Origin of the sequence: Phocaeicola paurosaccharolyticus JCM 15092 (assembly GCF_000613805.1) — a bacterium.
Classification (GTDB): domain Bacteria; phylum Bacteroidota; class Bacteroidia; order Bacteroidales; family Bacteroidaceae; genus Phocaeicola; species Phocaeicola paurosaccharolyticus.
Genome location: NZ_BAJR01000004.1, coordinates 112,802 through 138,408, shown reverse-complemented (window position 1 = coordinate 138,408; position 25,607 = coordinate 112,802). Strand labels below are relative to the sequence as shown.

Annotated in this window: 19 protein-coding genes and 1 pseudogene; 11 read left to right on the top strand and 9 right to left on the bottom strand. The window is 36.8% G+C overall.

The window, feature by feature from the left end; all coding sequences use genetic code 11:
- Window positions 1–104 precede the first annotated feature (104 nt).
- Window positions 105–833 (top strand): pyruvate formate-lyase-activating protein, encoded by a 729-nt coding sequence (gene pflA, locus JCM15092_RS03715; protein ID WP_024993491.1) that lies wholly within the window; start codon window positions 105–107, stop codon window positions 831–833.
- A gap of 133 nt (window positions 834–966) precedes the next feature.
- Window positions 967–1,710, top strand: coding sequence for a hypothetical protein (locus JCM15092_RS03710; protein WP_024993490.1), 744 nt, complete (start codon window positions 967–969; stop codon window positions 1,708–1,710).
- 97 nt (window positions 1,711–1,807) lie between these two features.
- Here JCM15092_RS03710 and purT read toward each other — a convergent pair whose 3' ends face one another.
- The 3 genes from purT to JCM15092_RS03690 all read right to left on the bottom strand — a co-directional run bounded on the left by purT (window position 1,808) and on the right by JCM15092_RS03690 (window position 4,602).
- The gene (purT, locus tag JCM15092_RS03705) at window positions 1,808–2,977 is read right to left on the bottom strand and encodes a formate-dependent phosphoribosylglycinamide formyltransferase (RefSeq protein WP_024993489.1); all 1,170 of its coding nucleotides are present in this window, start codon (window positions 2,975–2,977) and stop codon (window positions 1,808–1,810) included.
- Between the two features lie 219 nt (window positions 2,978–3,196).
- Window positions 3,197–4,264 (bottom strand): PspC domain-containing protein, encoded by a 1,068-nt coding sequence (locus JCM15092_RS03695; RefSeq protein WP_024993487.1) that lies wholly within the window; start codon window positions 4,262–4,264, stop codon window positions 3,197–3,199.
- Between the two features lie 11 nt (window positions 4,265–4,275).
- A complete protein-coding gene (locus JCM15092_RS03690; protein WP_024993486.1) occupies window positions 4,276–4,602 on the bottom strand; it encodes a PadR family transcriptional regulator in 327 nt (108 codons plus the stop codon).
- A 166-nt stretch (window positions 4,603–4,768) separates the two neighbouring features.
- Here JCM15092_RS03690 and JCM15092_RS03685 point away from each other — a divergent pair, with 166 nt between their 5' ends.
- Window positions 4,769–5,266, top strand: a complete 498-nt coding sequence (locus JCM15092_RS03685; RefSeq protein ID WP_024993485.1) for a GNAT family N-acetyltransferase — start codon at window positions 4,769–4,771, stop codon at window positions 5,264–5,266.
- Between the two features lies 1 nt (window position 5,267).
- On the opposite strand, the gene JCM15092_RS03680 is transcribed toward JCM15092_RS03685, so the two are convergent.
- The 3 genes and pseudogenes from JCM15092_RS03680 to JCM15092_RS14790 form a co-directional block, all read right to left on the bottom strand.
- A complete protein-coding gene (locus tag JCM15092_RS03680; RefSeq protein WP_024993484.1) occupies window positions 5,268–5,975 on the bottom strand; it encodes a DNA alkylation repair protein in 708 nt (235 codons plus the stop codon).
- A gap of 62 nt (window positions 5,976–6,037) precedes the next feature.
- The gene (locus tag JCM15092_RS03675) at window positions 6,038–6,490 is read right to left on the bottom strand and encodes a methylated-DNA--[protein]-cysteine S-methyltransferase (protein ID WP_304622515.1); all 453 of its coding nucleotides are present in this window, start codon (window positions 6,488–6,490) and stop codon (window positions 6,038–6,040) included.
- Between the two features lie 14 nt (window positions 6,491–6,504).
- Window positions 6,505–8,021: pseudogene (locus JCM15092_RS14790) on the bottom strand (DUF4301 family protein).
- Window positions 8,022–8,171: 150 nt separating this feature from the next.
- Between JCM15092_RS14790 and JCM15092_RS03665 the strand changes: the two are divergent.
- From JCM15092_RS03665 to JCM15092_RS03630, 8 genes are all read left to right on the top strand, one after another.
- Entirely contained in the window at window positions 8,172–10,382 is a 2,211-nt protein-coding gene (locus tag JCM15092_RS03665; RefSeq protein ID WP_024993482.1) for a RelA/SpoT family protein, read from the top strand.
- 4 nt (window positions 10,383–10,386) lie between these two features.
- A complete protein-coding gene (locus JCM15092_RS03660; protein WP_024993481.1) occupies window positions 10,387–10,740 on the top strand; it encodes a diacylglycerol kinase family protein in 354 nt (117 codons plus the stop codon).
- 90 nt (window positions 10,741–10,830) lie between these two features.
- Complete coding sequence (locus JCM15092_RS03655) at window positions 10,831–11,229, top strand: DUF1573 domain-containing protein (protein WP_024993480.1); 399 nt, start codon at window positions 10,831–10,833, stop codon at window positions 11,227–11,229.
- Window positions 11,230–11,380: 151 nt separating this feature from the next.
- A complete protein-coding gene (locus JCM15092_RS03650) occupies window positions 11,381–12,187 on the top strand; it encodes a metallophosphoesterase family protein (RefSeq protein WP_024993479.1) in 807 nt (268 codons plus the stop codon).
- Window positions 12,156–12,881, top strand: coding sequence for a hypothetical protein (locus tag JCM15092_RS03645; RefSeq protein ID WP_024993478.1), 726 nt, complete (start codon window positions 12,156–12,158; stop codon window positions 12,879–12,881). The genes JCM15092_RS03650 and JCM15092_RS03645 overlap by 32 nt, the downstream gene beginning before the upstream one ends.
- A 79-nt stretch (window positions 12,882–12,960) precedes the next feature.
- Window positions 12,961–14,949, top strand: coding sequence for an OPT family oligopeptide transporter (locus JCM15092_RS03640; protein ID WP_024993477.1), 1,989 nt, complete (start codon window positions 12,961–12,963; stop codon window positions 14,947–14,949).
- Window positions 14,950–14,953: 4 nt separating this feature from the next.
- Complete coding sequence (locus tag JCM15092_RS03635; RefSeq protein ID WP_024993476.1) at window positions 14,954–15,805, top strand: alpha/beta hydrolase; 852 nt, start codon at window positions 14,954–14,956, stop codon at window positions 15,803–15,805.
- Window positions 15,806–15,898: 93 nt separating this feature from the next.
- Window positions 15,899–16,468, top strand: a complete 570-nt coding sequence (locus JCM15092_RS03630) for a 30S ribosomal protein S16 (protein WP_024993475.1) — start codon at window positions 15,899–15,901, stop codon at window positions 16,466–16,468.
- 281 nt (window positions 16,469–16,749) lie between these two features.
- Here JCM15092_RS03630 and JCM15092_RS03625 read toward each other — a convergent pair whose 3' ends face one another.
- From JCM15092_RS03625 to JCM15092_RS03615, 3 genes are all read right to left on the bottom strand, one after another.
- Entirely contained in the window at window positions 16,750–19,305 is a 2,556-nt protein-coding gene (locus tag JCM15092_RS03625; protein WP_024993474.1) for a choice-of-anchor J domain-containing protein, read from the bottom strand.
- Between the two features lie 18 nt (window positions 19,306–19,323).
- A complete protein-coding gene (locus tag JCM15092_RS03620) occupies window positions 19,324–22,023 on the bottom strand; it encodes a TonB-dependent receptor (RefSeq protein ID WP_024993473.1) in 2,700 nt (899 codons plus the stop codon).
- 404 nt (window positions 22,024–22,427) lie between these two features.
- Window positions 22,428–25,592, bottom strand: a complete 3,165-nt coding sequence (locus JCM15092_RS03615) for a TonB-dependent receptor (protein WP_024993472.1) — start codon at window positions 25,590–25,592, stop codon at window positions 22,428–22,430.
- Between the last annotated feature and the right edge of the window lie 15 nt (window positions 25,593–25,607).

Here is a 25,607-nt window from a genome sequence, read left to right as displayed (position 1 = left end):
ACAGTATATTCAGGACCTATTCCTGAAGATAGATAAACCTAGTCATTCCGGCATTATGATAACACATAACATTTGTCGGAATGACTATTTTAATTAATACAGATATGCTAAGAGTTCATTCATACGAATCATTGGGCACATTTGATGGGCCGGGATTAAGATTGGTAGTCTTCCTGCAAGGATGCAACTACAGATGCCTATATTGCGCTAATCCTGATACTATAGACCTTAAAGGTGAGAGTCAGAAGACCGATATTGAGGAGATTGTGAGACTTGCAGTAAACGAGAAACCATTTTTCGGAAAAAAAGGTGGTGTAACATTCAGTGGAGGTGAACCTACTGTTCAGGCTAAAGATTTGATACCACTGGTAAAGAGACTAAAAGAGCAAGGCATTCATGTTTGTCTGGACTCAAACGGCGCAGTATGGAATAAATATGTTGAAGAACTTCTTGGTATGGTCGACCTGGTTCTTCTGGATATAAAACAGTTCAATCCGGAAAGACATAAAATACTTACTGAGAGAAGCAATGAGCAGACTCTAAAAACAGCAAAATGGTTGGAAGAGAACAACAGACCGTTCTGGCTAAGGTACGTACTTGTACAGGGATATAGCGCTTTTGAAGAGGATATTACAGCTATGTGTGAGCACTTAAAGGATTATAAGATGATTCAGAGAGTAGAGATACTACCATATCACACTTTGGGCGTGCACAAATATGAGTCTATGAACAAGGAGTACAAACTTAAAGATGTGAAGGAAAATAGTCCCGAGCAGCTTGAAGATGCCCGTAAGATCTTTAGCAGATATTTCAGTGTGGTAACAGTCAACTAGAACTGTTTCAAACCGATATAAATTATCCTGATTTTTGAACCTATTGTTTTAAACTACATATTTAACACTATATATTGTATTTTTTTCTGCAAATAAATATATTTGTTTATTATTATTTACAAAGTTCAAAAACATGAAAAAACTTATTTTTATATGTGCATCTGCACTTTTATGCTGTAGTAATATACAAAATGCATATGGTCAAAAAGAAGATTACGGCTTCTTCAACTCCTTGACAGTAGGTGTAAGTGCAGGAACTACCGGAGTTGGCTTTGATGTTGCTACTCCGATAGGAAACTATCTACAGCTACGCGTGGGTATGAATATGATTCCTGACATCTCATATAACGACGAACTTCAAATTGAGGCCAGAACAACCTCAACTAATACAGTTTATTTTTGTGATGTAGAGGGATCTATTAAGAGATCTACAACAGATATTGTTCTAAATTTCTATCCATTCAGAACTTCGTCTTTCTTTATTGCCGGAGGTCTTTCAATAGGTGGTAAAGAGATTGTTAAGGTTAATGGACACAGTGATGATGCTGCAAGACTTATAGAGCAAGGAGCAGAACTAGGTATCAATATCGGTGATTACAATATCCCATTTGATACTAAGGGTAATGTATCTGGAGGAATAATGGTGAAAGAGTCACGTCCCTACTTCGGTATAGGTTTCGGAAGAGCAGTACCTAAAAAGAGAGTTGGTTTCATGTTTGAACTTGGAGCACAACTGCATGGCACACCTGAAATATATACTAATACAGGTAAACTAGAGATCCTTACTGAAGAGGCAGACAATAAGTACAGTGATATAATCAACAATGTTAAGGTTTACCCGGTCTTAAAGTTCCGTCTTTGCGGACGCATAATATAATAAGCTGTATAGCTTAATACTAATAGAATATTTTATTATAAAAAGGGGACTATCTGAAATTTTCAGATAGTCCCCTATATTTAGTATTATATTGTAATCAATAGACCTCAACCTTAGCTGCAGCGTTCTTACATTTATAACGCAAAGCATCAAGATCACTTCCTATAGGAGCATAACAGAGAACAACTCCCATTCTACGGTTTACTCTGGTAAATGGTTTACCGAATAGACGCAGATAGGTACTTTTCTCCATGCAAACTTCCTCTTCACCACGGAAGTTAGGTTTTTCCTGACTAGCGATAGGTGAAAGTATAACGGCACTAGCACCAATACGTTCCAATGTTATTTCAGGAATAGGTAAGCCAAGTACAGCACGAAGATGAAGTTCAAATTCATTTAGATTCTGGGTTCCGGCCAAAGTCACCATACCTGTATCATGTGGACGTGGAGATAGTTCAGAGAAATATACCCCATTTTCATGACTTAAGAAGAACTCTACACCCCAAATTCCGGCACCTGTAAGCGCTGCTGTAACCTTCTCGGCCATCTCTTCAGCCTTCTTCAGGTGTTCTGCTGAGATATTAGCAGGTTGGAAACTTTCACGATAATCTCCACCCTTCTGTACATGTCCTATAGGAGGACAGAAAAGTGTTGGTCCGTCCTTTTGAGTAACTGTAAGAAGTGTAATCTCGCTGTCAAACTTTATGAACTCTTCTATAATAAGTTCCTTTATATCTCCACGACTACCATTACATCCATATTCCCATGCATGCTCAAGCTCATCTGCACTCTTAACAAATGACTGACCTTTACCCGAAGATGACATAAGCGGTTTGACAACACATGGAAAACCAATCTCTTTAGCTGCCTCTTTAAGTTCATCAAAACTTGTAGCATAAAAATATTTAGCAGTCTTCAAACCAAGTTCTTTTGCAGCCAGGTCACGTATTGCCTTACGATTCATTGTATAGTTTACGGCACGTGCACTAGGGACAACCTGTATGCCCTCTTTCTCAAGATGATAAAGTCTTTCTGTACGTATTGCCTCTATTTCAGGAACAATGATATCCGGATGATGCTTCTCCACTACCTTATCAAGTGCATCGCCATCAAGCATACTGAAAACCTCGAACTCATCGGCAACCTGCATGGCAGGAGCACCGATATAAGAATCACATGCTATAACATACTGTCCTTTACGTTTTGCCGCAATAACGAACTCTTTGCCAAGTTCGCCAGATCCTAACAATAAAATTTTTTTAGTCATTTTCGGTCTATATTTTGTCTAAAACTTTTCTTTTCAGAACATTTGCAAAGATACATCAAAATAAGAAAATAATGAATAAAGATATTCCATTTTAAAAGAAGAAGCCCGGTAAAATACCGAGCTTTATTCCAAATGTCTGCATCTTTATCAATAATAACCGTCCAACTTTTGGGGGTCATATATTAATAAGGGGCTTCTATAATAATTTCATATCCTGAATTAGAATATTATTGAAAATATATTTGAACCAATCAATGGAATATGCAGTGAGAAAAACACCGCAAAACCTACTGCGATGAACCACAAAAGGATAAAGACAATTCGTGTAACCGTAGACATAGGTTGCCATCCACCAAAATGACGCATTATCATATGAATCAATCCTACGATAGGTATACCAATTACAAATATACCGGAAATTGCAAGGGCAATAGCTTCATATGGAGAAGCACCTATTGTTGTCCAGTTGAACATTGGAACGTATAGATTCAAATCAGTCAATATAGCAGGTGTTGCTGTGATAAGTCCTGTTGATACAAATATCAGAACAAAAAATACAATTAACATAGCAAATATAACTGGTGCAAGACATACCGCCAGGAAGATAAGAATAATCTTAATCAAGATTCCCATACATGCAACAAAGCCATCTCCTATTCTCTGAAGAGTTGTTCTAGTATCAACGGAATCCATCTTTGTCTTAACTCTATCAAAACCATCAGTTACTGTCTTTCCTATATTCTCGACATTTATCTTCTTTCCTTGCATAGAGAGTTTTTCGGAAGCTGTTCTTGCCGGTGGAATTATAATCCATGCAATGATGTACGCCAATATAGTGCCATGAACAAAGAATCCCAACACAAGCATTAATAGTCTGACGGCTGTGACGTCCCATCCAAAATAGGCAGCCAATCCGGAACATACACCACCAAGAACTTTATCATCATAATTTCTGAACAGACGTTTCTTTTCATCTGATGAGCTGCTTGAATAACTATCACTCTTTGTTTCAGTGTCAGCATCTCCATTCATCTGTTCAGGCTTTCCTAATATTGCAATTACAGCCTCTACATCTTCTATTGTAATAACTTCACGTGAGCTACTTTTTAATTTTTCGGTGAAAAGCTCAGATATGCGCTGTTCCATATCATGAACAATCTCATCAGAGTCATTTTCATCCTTAAAATAGTTTCTTAGGTTCTGGATATAGTTGTCAAGAAGATAGTATGCATCTTCATCAATATGAAATACATATCCAGCCAAATTTATCGTTAATGTCTTTTTCATTGTATATTGTTTTAATTATTTTTTAAATGTTCTACTGTTTTGTTCAGGTCATCCCATGCCTCTTCTAAACCGGCTAAGAATATTTCACCTTGCTCTGTCAGAGAGTAATATTTCCTTGGCGGACCTTGAGTAGATTCAATCCATTCATAAGAGAGAAGATCATCATTCTTCAATCTGGTAAGTAATGGATATAGAGTACCCTCAACAACTATCAGATGAGCCTCCTTAAGTCTCTGTATTATATCTGATGTATATAAAGGCTCTTTGTGCAAAAGTAAAAGAATACAATATTCAAGCATTCCTTTTCGCATCTGAGATTTTACATTATCAACATTCATATATTATAGTACTTTGTTATGCAACAAATGTATGGCAAAATTTAGTACCTTGTTTTACATAGTACTATAATTTAGCATTTTTTAATAATTAAATATGATTTAATGAAAAGATAAATGATGTTCATTTTAATCAATTATCTATCTTTGTGATATAAATTCTAATAATATGATTTCAATAATACAAGCTACAACGAGAGATATTCCACTGATACACGACATGGCTTCAATAGTATTTCCACATACTTACAGATCTCTTCTTTCTAAAGAACAATTAGATTTCATGATGGAGTGGATGTATTCGTATGATAATCTTAAGAAACAGATGTTGGAGGAGAATAATACATATTACATTGCCTATGTAGATGGTGCTGCAGCAGGTTATGTATCAATACGTCCCGAGTCAGATGATATCTTTCATCTTGAAAAGATATATGTCCTACCCCAATTTCAAAAGTTTAAAATTGGTAAGAAGCTTTTTCAACAAGCTATAAAAGCAATTAAAGAGATGCACCCTGATAAGTGTGAGATGCATCTGAATGTAAACCGTGATAATGTTGCAGTTGAGTTCTATGAACATATGGGAATGAAGAAGATAGCAGAGGGAGATTTCCCAATTGGCAACGGATTTTACAAGACAGATTATATAATGGGAATCACTATCTGATCTAGTCCCTCAATAATTTTACCAAATCTTTATCTTCCTGGCTTACACGGAATGAATCACATATTTTCTGTATTGTCTTCCTTAAGGTCTCTCTATCCGATTTCATCCTGATAAGGTATGGATAGGTGACTTTAGGGAATTTTATATAGCATGTAGAGAGTGCCCAGGCTATAGCCATGCGAACATAGTACCCTTCATGTTTGATTGAAAGCAGTTTATTGATATATGCAACTATATAATTGTCATCAATAAAATATTTCTGAGCCATAACGACTCCAAATCTTATCTCATACTCGTTACGGGAATCCATATAATCATTAAGGTAATTCCATATCCTATCTCGATTCTTATTTACAAAAGAGGACTTACCATAAAAATCGAAGGTATCACATACAGACCAGGAATTTATTATTCTTACAAATCCATCAACAAGAGAAAGGTATTCATCCACATGATCAACTTTGACATTTGCTATTACCATACCAATAAGCATACGCTCTTCCATGTAATGAGTTGATGCACTCTTGAGGTAAGCAGGCCAATCATCTTTAGCTATCTTTTTTGCAAGAGCTCTTAATTCAGGAATTCTTATACCTAATACATTCTCCACACCAGGATGTAAATCTTCAGTAAATTTCCTGTTGCCATTATTGCTGAGCAATAAAATATGCTCTCTAATTGTGTGTCCCTCTATTATAAATTCTGTCATGATCGGATTTGTATTCAATCATGATTCGTCATCAAACCAATCATGATCCGTTTTCAATTATGTCATGATCGGATTACAGATCTTTCAAGATTGAGAAGATGCTCTTTCATATCAAGTCCTCCGGCATATCCAGTAAGGCTACCATTGCTGCCTATAACCCTATGACAAGGCACAATAATCATTATAGGATTATTATGATTAGCTCCTCCAACAGCTCTTACTGCTTTTGGATTATTAATGAATTCTGCTAACTGTTTATAGCTCCAAGTTTCACCATAAGGGATCTCCAAGAGCGCATTCCAAACTCTTTTCTGAAATTCGGTACCTCTCATATCAAGCGGTATGGAAAAAGTTTTTCTTGTACCAGCAAAATATTCATTAAGTTGTCCGACGGTATTAGAAAGGAGTTCAGACATCTCCTCCTTACACTCCTTAGCAGGAGTATAAGAAGTAGATATCTGAACAATCTTATTATCTTCTTCAAAGATATAAAGTTCACCTAAAGGTGAATTCATCTTACAAAAGTTCATTATTGATGCTGATCTCTTAAAAGGTCATTTACTGTCTTAACCGGGTTGAAGGTTGTAAGAGGAACCTCTACGAATATAGTATTCCAGTCACTCATCGCACCATTCCATAGTCCTGGAAGTTCAAGGGCTTTAAGATCGCGTCCATTCTTTGACTTGCTTGATATGAATCCTGTAGATTTATCTACATATTCAGTCAGGTTAAACTTATTACCTTTATAATCACGAACAGCACATACCAAATCAACCGGATTAAAGTGTGTTCCATTATCGAACATCTCCTTCTTTTTTGGATCTTTCATATCAATCTGTGAGCTCTCAAGTATCTGTAATGATACTGTTCCATCCTGATTGTATGCAAGGAAAGGTCCGCCACCAGGTTCACCAACGTTTTTAACCATACCGCACACTCTGATTGGTCTGTTAAGTTTATTACGAAGGTAGATAACCAATTCGGCATCTTCCATATTTTTTATATCACTCTTGCGGCAGAACAGTTTTTGTTGAACGAAGCGTATTATCTCCTCTATCTGTTCCTGTGAATATTTACCGCTATCAAGAATTTTCAGATACTCGAATGTCTTCTGCTGTAAAGTAACAAGTACACCTGCGATTAGATTCTTGTAAGTTACAGTATCACTCTTCAATCTATCAGGAACAACATTATCGATATTTTTTATAAAGATGATATCGACATCAAGATCATTAAGGTTCTCAATAAGAGCACCATGTCCACCTGGACGGAACACCAATTTTCCATCCTCACGGAAAGGTTTGTTATCTGAATCGGCAGCAATAGTATCTGTACTTGGTTTCTGCTCAGAGAAAGAGATGTTATATTCTACACCAAATTTCTTAGCATACTCAGGCATCTTTTCATTCACTAGTTTCTCAAATAGTTCATGATGTTCCGAAGAGACGGTGAAATGAACATTCACCTTTCCAGTACTGCTGCAAGCATATAGAGCACCTTCTACAAGATGTTCCTCAAGTGGTGTACGTGCACCTTCAGCATATTTATGGAATTTAAGCAGACCTTTTGGAAGTGAACCATAGTTCAATCCTGGAGTAGTAAGAAGATTAGCCACTATATCTTTGAATCTCTTCTCATCCATCAATTCATCAATACTTTTACCTGTATTTTTTTACAAGCAACATTAAGATCATTGTAAAATGCGAAATCATGAATTTGAGTGAAAAACTTCTTCTCAAAATCTGTTTCAGGTTGATTATAGTTAGAAGAGAGGTACTCAAACATATTCTTGAACATACGACTTGCTGCTCCTGAAGCAGGTACAAATTTTAATATGCTCCTATTATCTTTTTTATAGTTATACCAATTGTCAAGAAATTTCTTCACATCCTCCTCTGTATGAACTAATATTCCATTACCAACCGATGCTGCATTTTCAAGTTCCAAAAATGGGAAACCTCTCTCAAAACTCTTCAGCTGGTCAAAAATCTGTTCCTCGCAAATACCTTTTTTCTCAATTTGCTTCTTATCATCAAGTGTTAACATATAATAATTTGTTTATGTGAGTTACTCAGTTCTTAGCTCATTTTATTGATCTAATTATTTTCAAAATTACAAAAAACCGATAGACAGCAATAGAAAAATTGGGAAAAAAACTATCTTTACGAATCATAAAGTAAAAAAATCAGATGAATTATGGAAGAGATCTATTTTTTCACCAAAGAGGAAAAGGAACAGCTTATAACACTATATAAAAAATTATTGAGAATTTCTGGAGATACTCTTCAGAAAGAGGATTGCCATAAGATAAAGAACCATCTTAGAAAGGCTGCTGAAAACAATATACTCAAGCGCAATGCTTTTGGCATGAACCCTATCATTAAGGAGATGCAGACTGCTGTCATAGTCTCTGAAGAGATAGGTATGAAAAGAGCTTCTATTATTGCAGCTATGCTTAACGACAGTGTAATTGATGGTTTTTATTCTATTGAAGAGGTTGAGAATGAATATGGTAAGGATGTAGCAACAATAATTAAAGGGCTTGTAAAGATAAATGAACTATATGCCAAAAGTCCTACCATCGAATCCGAGAACTTCAGGAACCTTATAATCTCGTTTGCAGAAGATATGCGAGTGATACTCATAATGATTGCCGACAGGGTGAATATTATGAGACAAATTAAGAATCACAGCAACAATGAAGCCAGATTGAAAGTGTCAAATGAGGCAGCTTATCTTTACGCTCCCTTGGCACATAAGTTAGGACTATACGTTATAAAATCCGAGCTTGAAGATCTCTCTTTGAAATACACTGAGAGAGAGGTCTATTATCATATAAAAGATAAACTTAATGAGACAAAAGCTTCTCGTGACAAGTATATAGAGGAATTTATCGCTCCTATTGATAAAAGGTTAAGCGAAGCCGGACTAAAGTTCCATACCAAAGGAAGAACTAAGTCCATTCACTCCATATACCAAAAGATGAAGAAGCAGAAATGTGCTTTTGAGGGCGTTTACGACCTATTCGCTATCCGTATCATACTTGACTCAGAGATTGATAAGGAGAAACAGGAGTGTTGGCAAGCATATTCAATCGTTACTGATATGTATATGCCAAATCCAAAACGCTTACGTGACTGGTTATCTGTTCCTAAGAGCAATGGATATGAATCTCTTCATACAACAGTTATGGGTCCACAAGGAAAATGGGTAGAGATTCAGATTCGTACCGAAAGAATGGATGATATAGCAGAGAGAGGACTTGCTGCACACTGGAGATACAAAGGTGTTAAGGGTGAAGCGGGAGTTGACGAATGGCTTACATCTATTCGTGAAACACTTGAAAATGCAGGTAATGACCTTGAGTTAATGGATAGACTCAAATTGGAGTTGTACGAAGATGAGGTCTTTGTCTTTACTCCTAAAGGTGATCTATATAAATTGCCTAAGGGTGCTACAGTACTCGACTTTGCCTTTACCATACATACAAAGTTAGGTTGCAAGTGTATAGGTGCAAAAATAAATGGTAAGAATGCTCAGATAAAACAGGCACTCAACAGTGGTGATCAGGTTGAGATAATGACATCAACCAGCCAGACTCCTAAAAGAGATTGGCTGAATGTAGTATCAACTTCAAAAGCCAGAAACAAGATACGTCAGGCTCTTAAAGAGATAGAAGCAAAACAGGTTGAGTTTGCTAAGGAGACTATAGAGAGGAAGTTCAAGAACAGGAAGATAGACTATGATGATTCTATAATGATGAAACTCATCAAGAAATTCAGCTATAAGACTGTTACAGACTTCTATCAGGATGTTGCCGACGAGAAACTTGATGCCAACAATATTATAGATCGCTTTCTAGAGCTTAAGAAGCGAGAGACTGAGAGTAAAGAGGAGATTAACTACAGAAGTGCTGAAAGCTATGTAAAACCGGAAGAAGACTATTCCAACTTCAAGGATGATGTCTTGGTCATTGACCAGAACCTTAAGGGCATAGACTTCAAACTTGCAAAATGCTGTAATCCAATATATGGAGATGATGTATTTGGTTTTGTCACAATAAGTGGTGGTATAAAGATTCACAGGACAGATTGCCCAAATGCACATGAGTTGAAATCAAGATTCGGTTATAGGATAGTAAAAGCAAGATGGGCAGGCAAGAGTAGTGGTAAACAATACCCTATCTCAATAAAGATTATAGGACATGATGATATAGGAATAGTAACAAACATCACCTCTATAATTAGTAAAGAGAATAATGTCACACTGAGATCTATAAACATAGATTCTAATGACGGCCTATTCTCGGGTATGCTTACAGTAATGATTGACGACACTACAAAGTTGGAGTCACTGATCAAAAAACTTAAGACTATAAAAGGAGTAAAACAGGTAAACAGAGGATGACAGTATGAACGAGTTTAAGAGGGTGTGTAAAAGTTTTAAATATGCAATAAAAGGTATATTTATATTGTTCTCAAAAGAGAAGAATACACATATACATGCTCTTGCAGCCATATTAGTTACATTTTTGGGGGTTCTTTTTGGCATAACCACAAGTGAATGGTGTATAATAATACTTTGTTTCATGGTGGTGATGGCCGCCGAAGGTTTTAATACCAGCATAGAAAAAGTTGTCGATCTTGTCTCCCCTGAATATCATCCTATAGCGGGTATGGCTAAGGATATTGCCGCCGGAGCAGTATTGATAACAGCTATCGGAGCTGCCATTATCGGGCTAATTATTTTCATTCCATACTGTTAAAGCAATTTATAAATAATTTATTTATCTTAGAAAATGAGCAACTATATAAAAAATAGACTAATTTTGAAGTCTGTTTAAAATTTAAATAAAATGAAAAAATTTATATTCTCTACATTTTTGTTACTTATTGGTATAGTAGCATTTGCAAGTAACAACGACGAGCCACAAGCTGAAATTACTTTCGAGAATACAACACACAACTTCGGTGAATTTCCCGAATCTAGTCCTAAAGTTACATGTGTATTCAAATTTAAAAATACAGGCGATAAACCACTAGTTATACATCAGGCTGTTGCATCTTGCGGATGTACAGTACCACAATATCCAAAAGAACCAATACAACCAGGAAACAGTGGAGAGATAACAGTTACCTACAATGGTGCAGGTAAGTTCCCTGGACATTTCAAAAAATCTATAACATTACGTACCAACGCAAAAACTGAGATGACAAGAATCTATGTTGAAGGCGATATGGTTTCAAAGAATTAATTGTTAATACATAATATAGAGAGCGGTTTCTGATAAATTCAGGAACCGCTTTTTTTACCTATCATTGAGGTATTATAGAACAAATAAAGCCCCAAATGAAGCCAAACAGATATGAAATATAAAGCTATTTTTGCAGAGCAAAATTTTAGTAATGGTAAGAAGAATTATTTTATTATCACTGCTCACTGCTCTCACATGTACAAGTTGCGATATGTTCGAAGCTCATCCATATGATGTCAACATCACTGGAGAGAGAGGAGTGACAGAGAAAAACAGCCAAAAGATTGAAAAGGCTCTGAATGGAAAAAAGGAATTTAAGTTTGCAATGATAAGTGATACCCAGCGGTGTTATGATGAAACTAAGGATGCAGTAGATGCAATAAACAAGAGAGGTGACATAGACTTCGTACTTCACGGAGGAGACCAAAGTGATTTTGGAGCAACAAAGGAGTTTATATGGATGCGTGATATCATGAATGGTTTTGTCATGTCATGGTTCTGTGTTTTAGGCAACCATGATTGTCTTGGCACTGGTAAAGAGGTATATGAGAAAATATATGGGAATAGCGATTTTGCCTTTACTGCAGGCAACGTTCGAGTGATATGCCTTAATACAAATGCAATGGAGTACGACTATTCTAACCCTATTCCAAACTTCGGATTTTTGAAGAGTGAGTTAGAGAATCTACCATCAGAGATTGAGAAAACTATCTTCCTGATGCACGTAAAGCCAAAAGAGTTCATATTCAACAATAACGTGAACGACCTATTTCAATGGTATATAAATAAGTTTCCGGGGGTACAGTTCTGTTTATACGGACACGAACATCAGTTGACTGTTGACGACCTGTTTAAAGATGGCATACTATATTATCAATGTCCAAGCATAAAAGATAGAATATATCTTGTATTTACAATTAAAGAGGATGGATATGACTATGAAGTTATTAAGTTTTAGAGTATATACAATAATGATATTCATATTTTCATCCTTTGTTGTGCAGGCTCAGGAAAATGAGATTCCCAGACTATATGCAATGAATGATGAGATATTCAGCGACACTGTTATTCAAAGATCATCACATTCAAATGAATATGACAGACGTATACACAGTTATCGTAAAGCTTGGAATGCACTTATACCTACACATACCAAGTTACAATATGCAGGTGGTATGGGACTATTCTCAGGAGGCATAGGATGGGATTATGGAAAGAGAGGACAATGGGAGACAGATATTCTTTTGGGAGTCATACCACGGTACTCCTCCAAACATTTCAAATTTACCCTTACGCTAAAGCAGAGCTACATCCCATGGAGCATATATCTTTGTAATAACTTTAACTTGGAGCCATTAGAGTGCGGACTATATTTCAATACAGTGTTCAGTGACAAATTCTGGACAAAAGAGCCTGAACGTTATCCTCAGGGATATTATGGGTTCTCAAACAGAGTAAGGACACATGTTTTCATTGGGCAACGTCTTAAAATAGACATACCCGAAAAGGCAAGGTTCTCGTCAAAGAGTCTTACACTTTTTTATGAGATAAGCACATGCGACTTGTATGTGGTAAGTGCTTTCAGAAATAGTTATCTGAAACCGGAGGACTATCTATCCCTTTCATTAGGCATGAAGTTCCAGATATTCTGATATTATAAGCGTTCTTTTCCATTTTTTCACTATTTTTGGGCTATTATTAAATAGCTAAATTTTAACGAAAAAAGTTAACATGGAACAAAAACATGAACATCCGGTCGGATTGCCAGATAATGCTTTCCGTCCTCTCAAAAATGGTGAAGAGTACTCCCATATCCTTTCTCCCGACAAAACCTACCCTGAAGTAAACAGTTGGTCTGTTTTATGGGGAATAGCAATGGCTGTTCTCTTTTCGGCAGCTGCAGCTTATCTGGGTCTTAAAGTTGGACAAGTCTTTGAAGCAGCAATACCAATTGCCATAATAGCTGTTGGTGTATCGGGTGCTGCTAAGAGAAAAGGTGCGCTTGGTGAGAATGTTATTATTCAATCTATTGGAGGATGTTCCGGTGTTATCGTCGCAGGTGCTATATTCACCCTTCCGGCACTATATATCCTTAAGGAGAAATATCCTGAGATGAGTGTAAACTTCTTTGAGATGTTCATGAGTTCACTTCTCGGTGGTATACTTGGTATCCTGTTCCTTATCCCTTTCAGGAAATATTTCGTAAAGGAGAAACATGGAGAGTTCCCTTTCCCTGAAGCTACAGCAAGTACACAGGTTCTTATATCCGGTGAAAAAGGTGGAAGTCAGGCTAAACCTCTCCTATTTGCAGGTATTATAGGTGGTTTATATGATTTCATAGTTGCAACTTTCGGTTGGTGGAACGAGAATTTCACAAGCCGTTGTATTGGTTTTGGAGAGACTATAGCTGAAAAGGCAAAGCTCGTCTTCAAGATAAATACAGGAGCAGCAGTATTAGGATTGGGATATATTGTAGGCTTAAAATATGCAGCTATAATTTGTGTTGGCTCAATAACTGTATGGTTTATTATCATACCTGCCATTTCACTATTCTGGGGAGATGTAGTCCTTAATACATGGAACCCTGCATTGACGCAGACCATAAGTGATATGTCACCTGAGATGATTTTCAAAGAGTATGCAAAAAGCATTGGTATCGGTGGTATCGCAATGGCTGGCATCATAGGAATATTCAAATCATGGAGTATTATCAAGAGCGCCGTTTCACTTGCATCAAATGAGATGAAAGGAAAACGTGTTGAAGAGGGTGTAGTTAGAACTCAAAAAGATATACCGATGAAGATTATCGCTTTCGGTTCTATATTTACAATCCTTATAATTGCTCTTTTCTTCTTCTTCGATGTTATGCAGGGTAACCTGCTTCATAGTATAGTAGCAATAATACTTGTTGCAGGTATTGCTTTCCTCTTCACAACTGTAGCTGCCAATGCTATAGCTATTGTAGGAACAAATCCTGTTTCAGGAATGACTCTTATGACACTTATTCTTGCATCTGTTATAATGGTAGCTGTAGGACTGAACGGACCTACCGGAATGGTTGCAGCTCTTATTATGGGTGGTGTGGTATGTACCGCACTCTCTATGGCAGGAGGTTTCATTACCGATCTTAAGATTGGTTATTGGATTGGAAGTACACCTGCAAAACAGGAGAAATGGAAGTTCCTCGGCACTCTTGTTTCTGCTGCAACGGTAGGTATTGTAATAATGATTCTTAATGAAACATATGGTTTCTCATCAGGAGCTCTAGCTGCCCCTCAGGCAAATGCCATGGCTGCTGTAATAGATCCTTTGATGAACGGTGTAAGTGCTCCTTGGCTTCTTTATGGCATTGGTGCTCTACTTGCACTTGTACTTACTTACTTTAAGGTTCCTGCTCTTGCTTTTGCATTGGGTATGTTCATACCATTGGAACTTAACCTCCCGTTATTGGTTGGTGGAGCAATAAACTGGTATGTTACAACTAGAAGTAAAGATGCAGAAGTAAACAAAGAGAGAGGTGAGAAAGGTACACTCCTTGCTTCCGGATTCATTGCAGGTGGAGCTTTGATGGGTGTAGTCAGTGCAGCAATGAGATTTGGTGGAATAAACCTAGTCAATGAAGAATGGTTATCAAATCCTATGAGTGAGGTCGTTTCTTTAGCTGCTTACATTCTGCTAGTAGTATATCTCATTAAAGCAAGCATGAATATAAAGAAATAGAATTATGAAGAACTTAATACTTTTAATTTTCATGAGCTTATCATTTGGGGCTTTTGCACAGGGGCCGGTTACAATAAAGTTATGGCCTAATGGTGCCCCCAATAGTAATGGAATTACAGAACCTGAACAAGAGGTTAGAAAAAACAGAATAGGAAAGATAACAGACCCTGAACTGATTGTATTCCCTGCAAAAGATCCAAATGGAATGGCAATAATAGCATGTCCCGGTGGAGGATATCAATATGTTGCCATAGACCATGAAGGCCTAAATATGGCTGATTGGTTTAACTCTATGGGAATAACCTATGCAGTGTTGAAATATCGCATGCCAAATGGAAATAAAGATGTTCCATTAAGTGATGCACAACAAGCAATAAAGATTATGCGTGCTAATCAAGATAAATGGAAGTTTAATCAGTTGGGCATAATGGGCTCTTCGGCAGGTGGACATCTTGCAAGCAGTGCTGCAACACACTTTACTACTGAAACACGTCCAGACTTTCAAATACTATTTTATCCTGTTATTAGTATGAGTCCTTCGATTACTCATATGGGTTCGCATAATAATTTACTAGGGAAAAATCCATCGCAGGAGACTGAAGAGTTTTTCTCTAATGAAAAACAGGTAAGCAAACAGACTCCACCTGCATTTATAATGCATAGTAGCGATGATTCAGCTGTTCCTGTAGAAAATAGTATTAATTATTATACAGCTTTAGTAAAGAATGGAGTGAGTGCTTCACTTCATATTTACCCTATTGGCGGGCACGGTTGGGGCTTTGGTGACAGTTTTAAATATAAACGTCAATGGACCGGAGAACTAGAAATGTGGCTTCGACAGATAAAAAGCAAGTAATATTTTGAAATTCAAAAGAAAAGCTATAATTTTGCGGTCGCTTGTACGAGTTACAAGCATAAATTCAAATCATTATTAATTAAAATTTAAAAGATGGCAACTAGAATTAGATTGCAAAGAAATGGACGCAAAAGCTATGCGTTCTATTCAATTGTAATTGCAGACGTAAGAGCTCCACGTGATGGTCGATTTACTGAGAAAATTGGTACTTATAATCCAAATACCAATCCTGCAACAGTAGATTTGAATTTCGAACGTGCTCTTCATTGGGTATTGTGCGGTGCACAGCCTTCAGATACAGTTCGTAATATTCTTTCTCGTGAAGGCGTTTACATGAAAAAACATCTTCTAGGTGGTGTAGCTAAAGGCGCATTCTCTGAAACTGACGCTGAAGCTAAATTTGAAGCTTGGAAATCTAACAAGCAATCAGGCTTAGCTGCTTTGAAAGCAAAAGAAGATGCTGCTAAGAAAGCTGACGAAAAAGCTCGCTTTGAAGCTGAGAAGAAAGTAAACGAAGAAATTGCAAAGAAAGTAGCTGAGAAAAAAGCTGTTGAAGCTGCTGCAAAGGCTGAGGCAGAGGCATCTGCTACTGCTGCTGAAGAACCTGCTACAGAAGCTCCTGCTGAAGAAGCTGCTGCAACAGAAGCTCCTGCTGAAGCATAATCTAACTTATTATCGTTATCTCAAACAAACAGAAATCCCTGCAGCTGGTTACTGCAGGGATTATTTTTTGTACTTATTACCTCACAAAATATAGCCCCATGATATATATTTAAGCCTTAGCTTTATTAATCCTAAGATATAGATTAATAAAGCTAAGGCCTTAATATATGGAATTATAGGGTAAATAAGTAAACAGTATAATATAGATCAAATCTATAATTCTGATAAAAAATAAATCCTCCATGTATGAATTATACATGGAGGATTTTCATCAAGAAGGATTAGTTTGCAGATTCCTTCTCAATAACTTTGAGGTTCTTAACCTCCCAAGTTGCAGCTGCACTAGCATCGCTGGTATAGCGGAATGCAATATTTATACGGCTGCCTTTATAAGCACTCAAATCAATTTCTCCTACATTAACAAAGTCCCATGTTGAACCATCCGACCAGACAGCTACAGGAAGTACATCCCAAGTACATGCAGCAGGATCGCCAGTAAAGTTTTTAGAAACTAGAACTGAAAGATATTGAGTCGGTTGTGCTCCATTAAGATATTTATGAGCTTCATCAAATGTCATTATAGGTGATGTAGCTTTCAATAAATTAATTGATGGAGAAACAAGGTAACTATCAGAAACATTATTTGTATTATTCAAGAAGGCAGAAGCTTTCCAACCATATGCAGCAGTATTAATCCATACATATGACAGTGAGCCTAAAGTAACATTGTATGCCTTAAAATCACCTTCATCACCAAGGAATGTTTCATCAACATATGTACTCATATTAGCACTTATACCTGATTCATCTTTTGCAAATGTCAATGTAACTGGAAGGTAATCAGGAGTCAATGACCAATACTTATTGAATGTATACTCTTTAGCAATATAATTCTTAGACTTATCCTTATATATTGCAACTGCTTTTTCACCATCAACTACATATGGATAAGTATTTTGCAAGAATGTAGGAACAACATTTTCAGGAGTTGCAATAGTATTACTGCCTAATGATGAGTAAACTTCAGGAGTGATAACTCCAAGTAGTACATCACTATTAGTATACTTCTTCCATTGTGAACTTGAATAAACGTATAGCTCTGATTTGTTTGGAGCTACAGTAACGGCAACACGTGAAGCTGATGCAAAACTTCTTGCTGCAGGAGCCTCTACTATAGAAGTAACCATAGTATTTAGGTATTTTCCACTGCTTACACCGATTGCATAACCGGTAACAAGAACTTTCTTTCCATTTAATGCAGGGTCAACTACTCCGGTGATAGGGTAAGATAAACTTCCCTGAACAGCTGTAGTACCATCTATTGTAACATTATAATAAGATCCGCTGATACTCAATGTGCCTGTATAGCTTACATTACCACAATATGTAGCAGTAAGATATGCTTCCATATCAGTTGCAGCAAGCGTTCTTGGTGCAGGATTGGTGAATGTGACATGTGCACCCTTAGTAACAACAGATGTTGCAGGGAACTGCATCAGATTAGCATATTTACTTGTTGTACCGGATACTTTTACAATATCGCCAACAACATAATCGTGAGCTTTATTAAGATATACCAATATATTTCCTGTTCCGTCTGTTACAAGAAAACCTTTAGCATACGTTGCAGCAACAACTCCCGATACAGTATAAGCTCCGGCAGCAGAAAGAGCAACTACACCTACCGGTGTGATATCAGAGGTCTGTCCTGACTCTACAACAGAAGTAGCCATAATATTAACATAAGTAGAAGATCCACCTATAGCATAGCCGGTTACATCTACAACTTTTCCATTAAGTGCAGGGTCAACTACTCCGGCTACAGGATATGATATACTTCCTTTTCGTGTAGCGCCATCAACAACAATATTATAATATGAACCACTGATTGTAAGAGTACCTTGTATACGAATATACTTCACAGAAGGAGAAGTCATATAATTATCAAGCTCAGCACCTGCTAGTAGCTGAGAAGATGTTGGGTACGCAAATGTAGTCTTTCTCTCTAGGAGTTTCACTTCTGAAGTTGCAGGGAACTGCATCAATTTAGAATATGAAGATGTAGTTCCTGATACAGATACTACATCACCCACATAGTAGTTTGATGCGGCATTGAGGTACACTAATATGGAAGCTGTTCCATCATTGATAAGGAATCCACGTCCATAAGTAGCGATAACATTACCTTTTACTGTATAGCTTGCTCCACTTGTATTTGCTATTACATCGCTAATTTTATCGTAAACAACACCCTGAGTGCCACCTGTACTTGGTTCAACTTCTGAGTAAGCATAATTTACAACAACCATATCTCCATCCTGTGCTCCAGTCACTTTACTTTTCAGTATAGTAGGAAGTTTCTGCAATGAAAGCGGAGAGAGGAATGAAGCATTGACGCTAGTTCCCCATACAGTTTTATAATCATCTGCAGCAAGGGTATACTCAGAAATCTTTGCAAAATCAGTCATATATGCAGAAGGTGCCTCATATTGGTTGAATGTGACTACAAATTTTGAGCCCACATCTGCATTAGGATATTTAGCATCAAGGAAAGCAGGTATATACTCTTCGGCAGGTGCCTCACTAGTAAAATACTTATTCTTTTTAACATCAGCCAAAGCTTTCACATAAGTAAGGCCGGCAGGATCTTTTCCTGTTGCGATAAATACATTGTTTTCATTATCGGCAATAGAACCATAGTCTGATGGATCAAGAGTATATACCATACTCTTTACATCATTTACATTATATACTATATTGAACTGATCATTAAAATCATCGTTGCAAGCTGTAAGACCAGCAATAGTTATAAGGGATACTAATATTTTATTCTTCATAATTGTATAGTATATTACTTAGAAGTTTACTTTTAATCTAACACTTGCTGTACGTCCGAAAGCATAATATGAATATATGCTGTTTGGAGAGACTTCACCAGATTGAGGATTATAAGCCTTTGATATATAGAAGTAATTAAGCAGGTTGTTTACATTACCAGAAATTGTTGTATTCAAACCAGCAATTTTGAAACGATAAGAAGCGTTAAGATCTATCTGACTAGCAGTAGGAACTTTCCATGGTGAAAGAATAGTCTTCTCCTGACCAATGCTCAAGTTACTTCCGCTAAGTGCATAATATGCATAGTTACGACCATAAAGAGTCCAGTCAACGCCTAATCTCAAGCCACCTTCAAGTTTTACACTTGCTCCTAAAGCTGCAGTTGTCTGAGCAGAACCTCCTACCCTGATTCCTTTCAGGTTGATTTTTGCCCATGCTTGCTCAGGTGAACCGGCTTCAACAATTCCGCCTTTTGAGTCAAGTGGATTTCCATACTCATCGAATGCATATCCTGTAGCGTTACTATCCCATTTCCAATCACCTATAGATAACATACCGGTTAGCTCTAACCATTTCAATGGCTCTGCCTTAACGTCAAGTTCAACGCCCTTATGAAGAGCAGTTACACCAGTCATATTCATGAAATAGTCCATCTGGTTATCAAGAGTACCCGACTTAGTCATAGTCTTGTCCATCCATTTGGTAAAGTATGCATTAAAATTTGCTCTTAACCAACCATTACGATAGCCATATCCAACCTCTAATGAAAGAATCTTCTCATTTTTGGCATTCTTATTTATAGTGTTGCTGACTGTGGAAGCCATGAAAGCACCATAAGAGAATTTAGGAGCACGGCTTATAAAACCTACATTTGCAAATACGTTATGGTTGTTTGTAAGGTTATAGTTAGCACCGGCCTTAGCAGTGTAACCGATAAAACTTACAGTCTTAGATTTTGCATTATCCTCATCATAATACAATCTATCATAACGCCAATAAGTAGTGTTCGAAAGAGAACCAGAAACAAATGCATTCAACTTATTCTTATTATATTCAGTCTGGAAGAATCCTCCCTCTTGTAGTACAAAACTGTCATAGTCACGATAAACTACATCTCCTACTCCAAGTTTCTGATTCAACCATGCAGGGTTTGCAGCATTTTTGTTGTTAGCAACACTTACATTACCACGGCTAGAGTCCATAAAGTAATCTCCATTATATAAATCCTGAATATCATTAGTATGAGTACCTTTATAATAACGGAAGTCAACACCACCATAGAAGTCGATATCTTCAGTTAACTTTGTAGTATATGTAGAAAGAAGTCCGTACCAATCATGATAATTCTTTGACTTTGTCATAACAAGCATAGAACCATATTCACTGTTCTGGTTGATGTCCTGAATAGCACCATAATCAAAAGTACCGTCATCTTTACGGAATTTTGTTTGGAGTACTCCATAGTTAGCACCATACCAATCCTTATAGCTATATCCGTAGGTCTCGTTTCCTTGACCAGAATAGCCATAACCACGACCTATAGACATATACAAAGATGTAGACAAAGATGATTTATCATTTATATCCCACTGATGATTTAAACTCATCTGAGGTTTGTGATAAACATTATATTCAGAACTGCGTCTCTGTCCATTGTTATCGTATCCAAAAGTAGTATTATACTTATAGTTTTGAACACCCCATACAGATTTTGTCATATCCCAAGCTTCTAGAGTAAGGGCACCTTTTCTCTGATAGTGAGTCTGTGGAGCGCCGAAAGCTGTGAAAGACAGCTGATGAGAATCTGACAACTTCTTAGATATACTAAGGAAGTAGTTGTATCCTTCAAAATTTGTTCCCTGAACATAACCATTACCCCAAGTCTTTGCACCAAGTACAGTAAGTGCCCATCCGTCTTTTGACAGACCTGTAGAGAAGGTGAAAAGTAACTTGTTCATGTTATCATTACCCATGCCATAAGAGATTGAACCTCCTTTTTTAGCATCAAGACCTTTTGTTATGATATTAATTGTTCCACCAACAGATGGAGCTGACACCTTACTAGCACCAAGTCCTCTTTGTGTCTGCATGGTACGAGTAACATCACTAAGACCAGCCCAGTTTGACCAATATACGTTACCATTCTCCATATCGTTCATTGGAACTCCATTGATCATAGTTGCAACGTTGGTATTGTCGAATCCGCGCATATAAATCTCTGAGTCACCATAGCCACCACCGTCTTTCTGTGCATGTACACCCGGAGTAGCTTTCAGTACTTCAGGAAATTCCTGTGTACCCAGTTTCTCTTCGATATAATCCATCATAACATTTGATGCGGCTACAGGAGTCTTTCTTGCCACAGCAACTGAAGAAGTTATAACAACATCTCCCAAAGTCTTTGAGTCAACATCCATCATGATTGTACCAAGATCAACATTACCATTTTGATCTACCTTTTTAGTAAGGTCTTTATAACCTAGATATTTTAAGGTAAGAGAAGGTTTTTGTGAATTAACCTTCAGACTAAAATTACCTTCGTAGTCTGTCACTGTTCCTATAGTGGTCCCAGTAACAACTACAGTTGCACCTACAAGTTCCTCCTTTGTCTCTGCATCTACAACTTTGCCTTTAATAATACCTTGAGCTGACAGTGTAGCACTGCAACTTATTAGCATTACTACCATTAGATAAAAAAGCTTTAAACTGTTTTTCATAAAAATTTTATTAAAATAGTTATTTGTTATGTCTATTTCTTTTCTAAAATATTCTAATTCAACATATTACCTAAAGAAAAATATATAACCTGTAATATTCCAAACAAAAACGAAACACAATTTGTTTAAGAAAAACGCATATTTATTAATAAATATAAAACATTTTCTTTGTAATTTCCATAATTTTCACAATTTATTTTTTTAAGGTTATTAATTAAGGCACTTTTATTGATAACATGTTACAAAATGAAACATTACTCGACGAGAGATGACATTTATTTTACACTTACTTTCGTTTACTACATATAATAGTACAATAGGATTAATAAGTACCAATGATTAGCTAACATAAAAAAGAGGTTGCTCTTTCGAGCAACCTCTTTAAAATATATTTAAAATATTTATTAGAATGTATATGTTAAACCAATCTGTCCTCTCCAACGTGAATAGTAATCACTGTAAGAGCGCATTTGGTAATCACCTGGATTCAAGAATTGGAAGTTACCGCTTCCTTTGTAAGTAACAGGTGAGTAATAAGCACTACCACCACCATTAGCGCCATAATGACCCCAATCTTTATTAAGCAAGTTACCAACATTCAAGATATCGAATGTCAACTCTAAAGCATTGAATCTTTCACCAACTTTAAACTTAACTTCATGAGAGAAATGGAAATCAAAATGATGTTCAAATTCTTCATTATCCTGATAACGTTCGTAGTATTCACCACGATGCTTGCTTAGATAAGGATCATTAGCAATCCACTGCTTCATGTTAGCTTTCTGAGCATCTGCAGTATACTTAGTTGTTGCAGTAAATTTCATAGCATCGATCTGATCATCTGTAGGGATAAACATCAAGTCATTACCATCAGCACCATCACCGTTAAGGTCACCATAATAATAAATTGAGTATGGAGAGCCAGATGAACCTGTATAGATCAAACCGAATGTAGTCTTCTGATTCTTAAAGAACTCTTTATGATAGAAAGCAGAAGCTTTAATCTGATGAGGTATATTAAATGCAGAATTACCTAACTCTGGGCTGTTTGCATTCTTATAAGTATAGTTATAACGGAAGTTTGATTTAGCTACTGAAGAAGTACCACTGTTAAGAGATTTTGATACTGAGTATGCATAAGATGCCATCAAATCAAGACCGAAATTAAACTTCTTAGTACCCATGATAGAAAGGTTGTATGAGTAACCTTTGCTTGTGTTGCTAAGCATATATATATTTGAGAAAGCAGTTCCTGTTGTAACTCTATCAAACATTGGACGTACATCGTATGCCATATTTGTATAAGTTTCACCAACTGTCTTACCGTTCAAGTCACGAGATAGATCGCTATAAACGATATCATTTATAGTCTTAGAATAGATACCTTCAGCTGTCCAGTTGATACCGGCAAGTTCGAAATCTAATGCTAAGTTGAAACGAGCAGTCTGAGCAAAGCGGAAGTCTTTGTCGAATACGTTGATTGTCTGGTTACCATCAGCTTTTAGAAGTGGTTCTTGGTCTGTTTGTTTGGTTGGATCAAGAAGAACTGGAATGTTAGGATTTGATGCATAGAATGATGTCATCTGGATACCAGTGTTTGAGAAGTTGTTGCTCAACCAAACGAAAGGTATACGTCCTGTAAAGATACCTGCACCACCACGAAGGATATACTTGTTATCACCATTGATGTTCCAACGGAAACCGAATCGTGGTGACCAGTATGGTGCGCTGCTTATCTTTTGGTCAGTCTTAACTCCCCAATTCTTTTCAGCTGCAAACTTATTGAATGGTTCGTTAGCTAAAGGAGTATCGAAAGAGAATGGCATATCAGCACGTAAACCATATGTTAACTGAAAATTATCGTTTACATCAAATTTATCCTGTACATAGAAACCTACTTGAGCAGAAGAGAACTTAGCAGCCCAACGAGGATCACCTGTTACATCTGTATTTGCATGTCCATATTGGAATGTTTTAATCTTACCAGCTAAGAAATCATCAACATTGTTGAATGCATATGAACCATAAATATTCTGAATAAATAAGTTTTCGAATGTATATAATTCATTGTTTGTACCAAATGTCAATGAATGTCTTCCAAGATTCCAAGTCAAATTATCTGTCAAAGTGTAGATATCTTGATTTAGGCTGTTTGCACCTGAAGAGTATTCAGTACCAAAATAGAGAGTTCCACCACCAACATTAGAGATCTGTAATTGTGGAGCTGGATCGCCATAAGGTTGTCTTTCGTCACGAACGCGTACGTAAGATAGACGAGCTTCGTTGCTTAACACATCAGAAAAACGGCTCTGCAACTCACCAATAAATGTATTTGTTTTAGAAACGAAATCATATTGGTTATTAGAAGCACGTAAGCTTGACGCTGAACTATTGCTGTTAAGCTGTTTAGCAGAAACTAAACTCCAACGGAAAGATGCTTTATGCATATCGTTTATGTTCCAGTCTAACTTCAAACCAGCCTTATCAGATTTAGTATAGTTCTTAGGATTAACAATTGCTGTATTATATTCTACACCTTGCGCTGCAGCCAATTCGTTAATCTTATCTATTACTTTTTTTGCTTCAGCCTCATCAATTTTTGATAATTCAGAACCTAGACCATAGTTATTTGGATACTCTTTGTTTGACTTCTCATAGTTTGCAAAGAAGAACAATTTATTTTTTATGATTGGTCCACCTACAGTTAAGCCATAACGATATTCTTTTTCATCTTCATAAGCCTGACTTGTAGTACCATCAATTCTTTTATATTTACTACCTATTAATGATTGATTCAACCAGTCACCATATACACTGCCATGGAACTCATTTGTTCCTGATTTGGTAATAGCATTTATTGCACCACCAGTAAATCCTGATTGACGAACGTCAAATGGAGCAACACTTACCTGAATTTGTTCTACAGTCTCCATTGATAGAGGTTGTGCACCTGCCTGTCCACCATTAGAACCATTAGAAGTCAATCCAAACACGTCGTTATTTGCAGCACCGTCAACCATAAATGAGTTGTATCGGTTGTTTGATCCTGCAAAAGACATAGCACCACTAGTAGAAACACTGATTTGTGGATTCAAACGAGTAATATCTGCAATGCTATTAGTAATAGATGGCATACGAGCAATCTCGTTTGCATTAATACTCATCGCAGCTCCTGTTTTTGTAGCATCAAGACCAGCTCTTCCAACAACCATCACTTCACCCAATAATTCTGAAGATTCAGACATTTGTGAAGAGACATTCGCTGTCTCACCTAAGTTAAGCGTAATACCTTTGATAATTTCAGTCTTGTAACCGATGTACGAGATTTCAACTTTGTAAGGTCCGCCTGCACGCATACCCTGAATTGAGTAACGGCCATCAATGTTTGTAATTGCACCGTAGTGAGTACCTGAAGGTTCATGAACTGCCTGAATAGTAGCTCCAATGATAGCTTCCTTGTTACTGTCTGTTATCTTTCCGCTTATTGAGGATGTGGTAACCTGTGCTTTAGCTGTCATCACTACTAAAACAATAAGTGTGGAAAGAATAAATCGCATTCTTTTTGCCATGAAATTTTAATTAAT

Bases quoted from the DNA above. Each gene is read 5' to 3' on its own strand.
- pflA (WP_024993491.1), top strand. From the start codon at position 105: ATGCTAAGAGTTCATTCATACGAATCATTGGGCACATTTGATGGGCCG.
- JCM15092_RS03710 (WP_024993490.1), top strand. From the start codon at position 967: ATGAAAAAACTTATTTTTATATGTGCATCTGCACTTTTATGCTGTAGT.
- purT (WP_024993489.1), bottom strand. From the start codon at position 2,977: ATGACTAAAAAAATTTTATTGTTAGGATCTGGCGAACTTGGCAAAGAG.
- JCM15092_RS03695 (WP_024993487.1), bottom strand. From the start codon at position 4,264: ATGAAAAAGACATTAACGATAAATTTGGCTGGATATGTATTTCATATT.
- JCM15092_RS03690 (WP_024993486.1), bottom strand. From the start codon at position 4,602: ATGAATGTTGATAATGTAAAATCTCAGATGCGAAAAGGAATGCTTGAA.
- JCM15092_RS03685 (WP_024993485.1), top strand. From the start codon at position 4,769: ATGATTTCAATAATACAAGCTACAACGAGAGATATTCCACTGATACAC.
- JCM15092_RS03680 (WP_024993484.1), bottom strand. From the start codon at position 5,975: ATGACAGAATTTATAATAGAGGGACACACAATTAGAGAGCATATTTTA.
- JCM15092_RS03675 (WP_304622515.1), bottom strand. From the start codon at position 6,490: ATGAATTCACCTTTAGGTGAACTTTATATCTTTGAAGAAGATAATAAG.
- JCM15092_RS03665 (WP_024993482.1), top strand. From the start codon at position 8,172: ATGGAAGAGATCTATTTTTTCACCAAAGAGGAAAAGGAACAGCTTATA.
- JCM15092_RS03660 (WP_024993481.1), top strand. From the start codon at position 10,387: ATGAACGAGTTTAAGAGGGTGTGTAAAAGTTTTAAATATGCAATAAAA.
- JCM15092_RS03655 (WP_024993480.1), top strand. From the start codon at position 10,831: ATGAAAAAATTTATATTCTCTACATTTTTGTTACTTATTGGTATAGTA.
- JCM15092_RS03650 (WP_024993479.1), top strand. From the start codon at position 11,381: ATGGTAAGAAGAATTATTTTATTATCACTGCTCACTGCTCTCACATGT.
- JCM15092_RS03645 (WP_024993478.1), top strand. From the start codon at position 12,156: ATGGATATGACTATGAAGTTATTAAGTTTTAGAGTATATACAATAATG.
- JCM15092_RS03640 (WP_024993477.1), top strand. From the start codon at position 12,961: ATGGAACAAAAACATGAACATCCGGTCGGATTGCCAGATAATGCTTTC.
- JCM15092_RS03635 (WP_024993476.1), top strand. From the start codon at position 14,954: ATGAAGAACTTAATACTTTTAATTTTCATGAGCTTATCATTTGGGGCT.
- JCM15092_RS03630 (WP_024993475.1), top strand. From the start codon at position 15,899: ATGGCAACTAGAATTAGATTGCAAAGAAATGGACGCAAAAGCTATGCG.
- JCM15092_RS03625 (WP_024993474.1), bottom strand. From the start codon at position 19,305: ATGAAGAATAAAATATTAGTATCCCTTATAACTATTGCTGGTCTTACA.
- JCM15092_RS03620 (WP_024993473.1), bottom strand. From the start codon at position 22,023: ATGAAAAACAGTTTAAAGCTTTTTTATCTAATGGTAGTAATGCTAATA.
- JCM15092_RS03615 (WP_024993472.1), bottom strand. From the start codon at position 25,592: ATGGCAAAAAGAATGCGATTTATTCTTTCCACACTTATTGTTTTAGTA.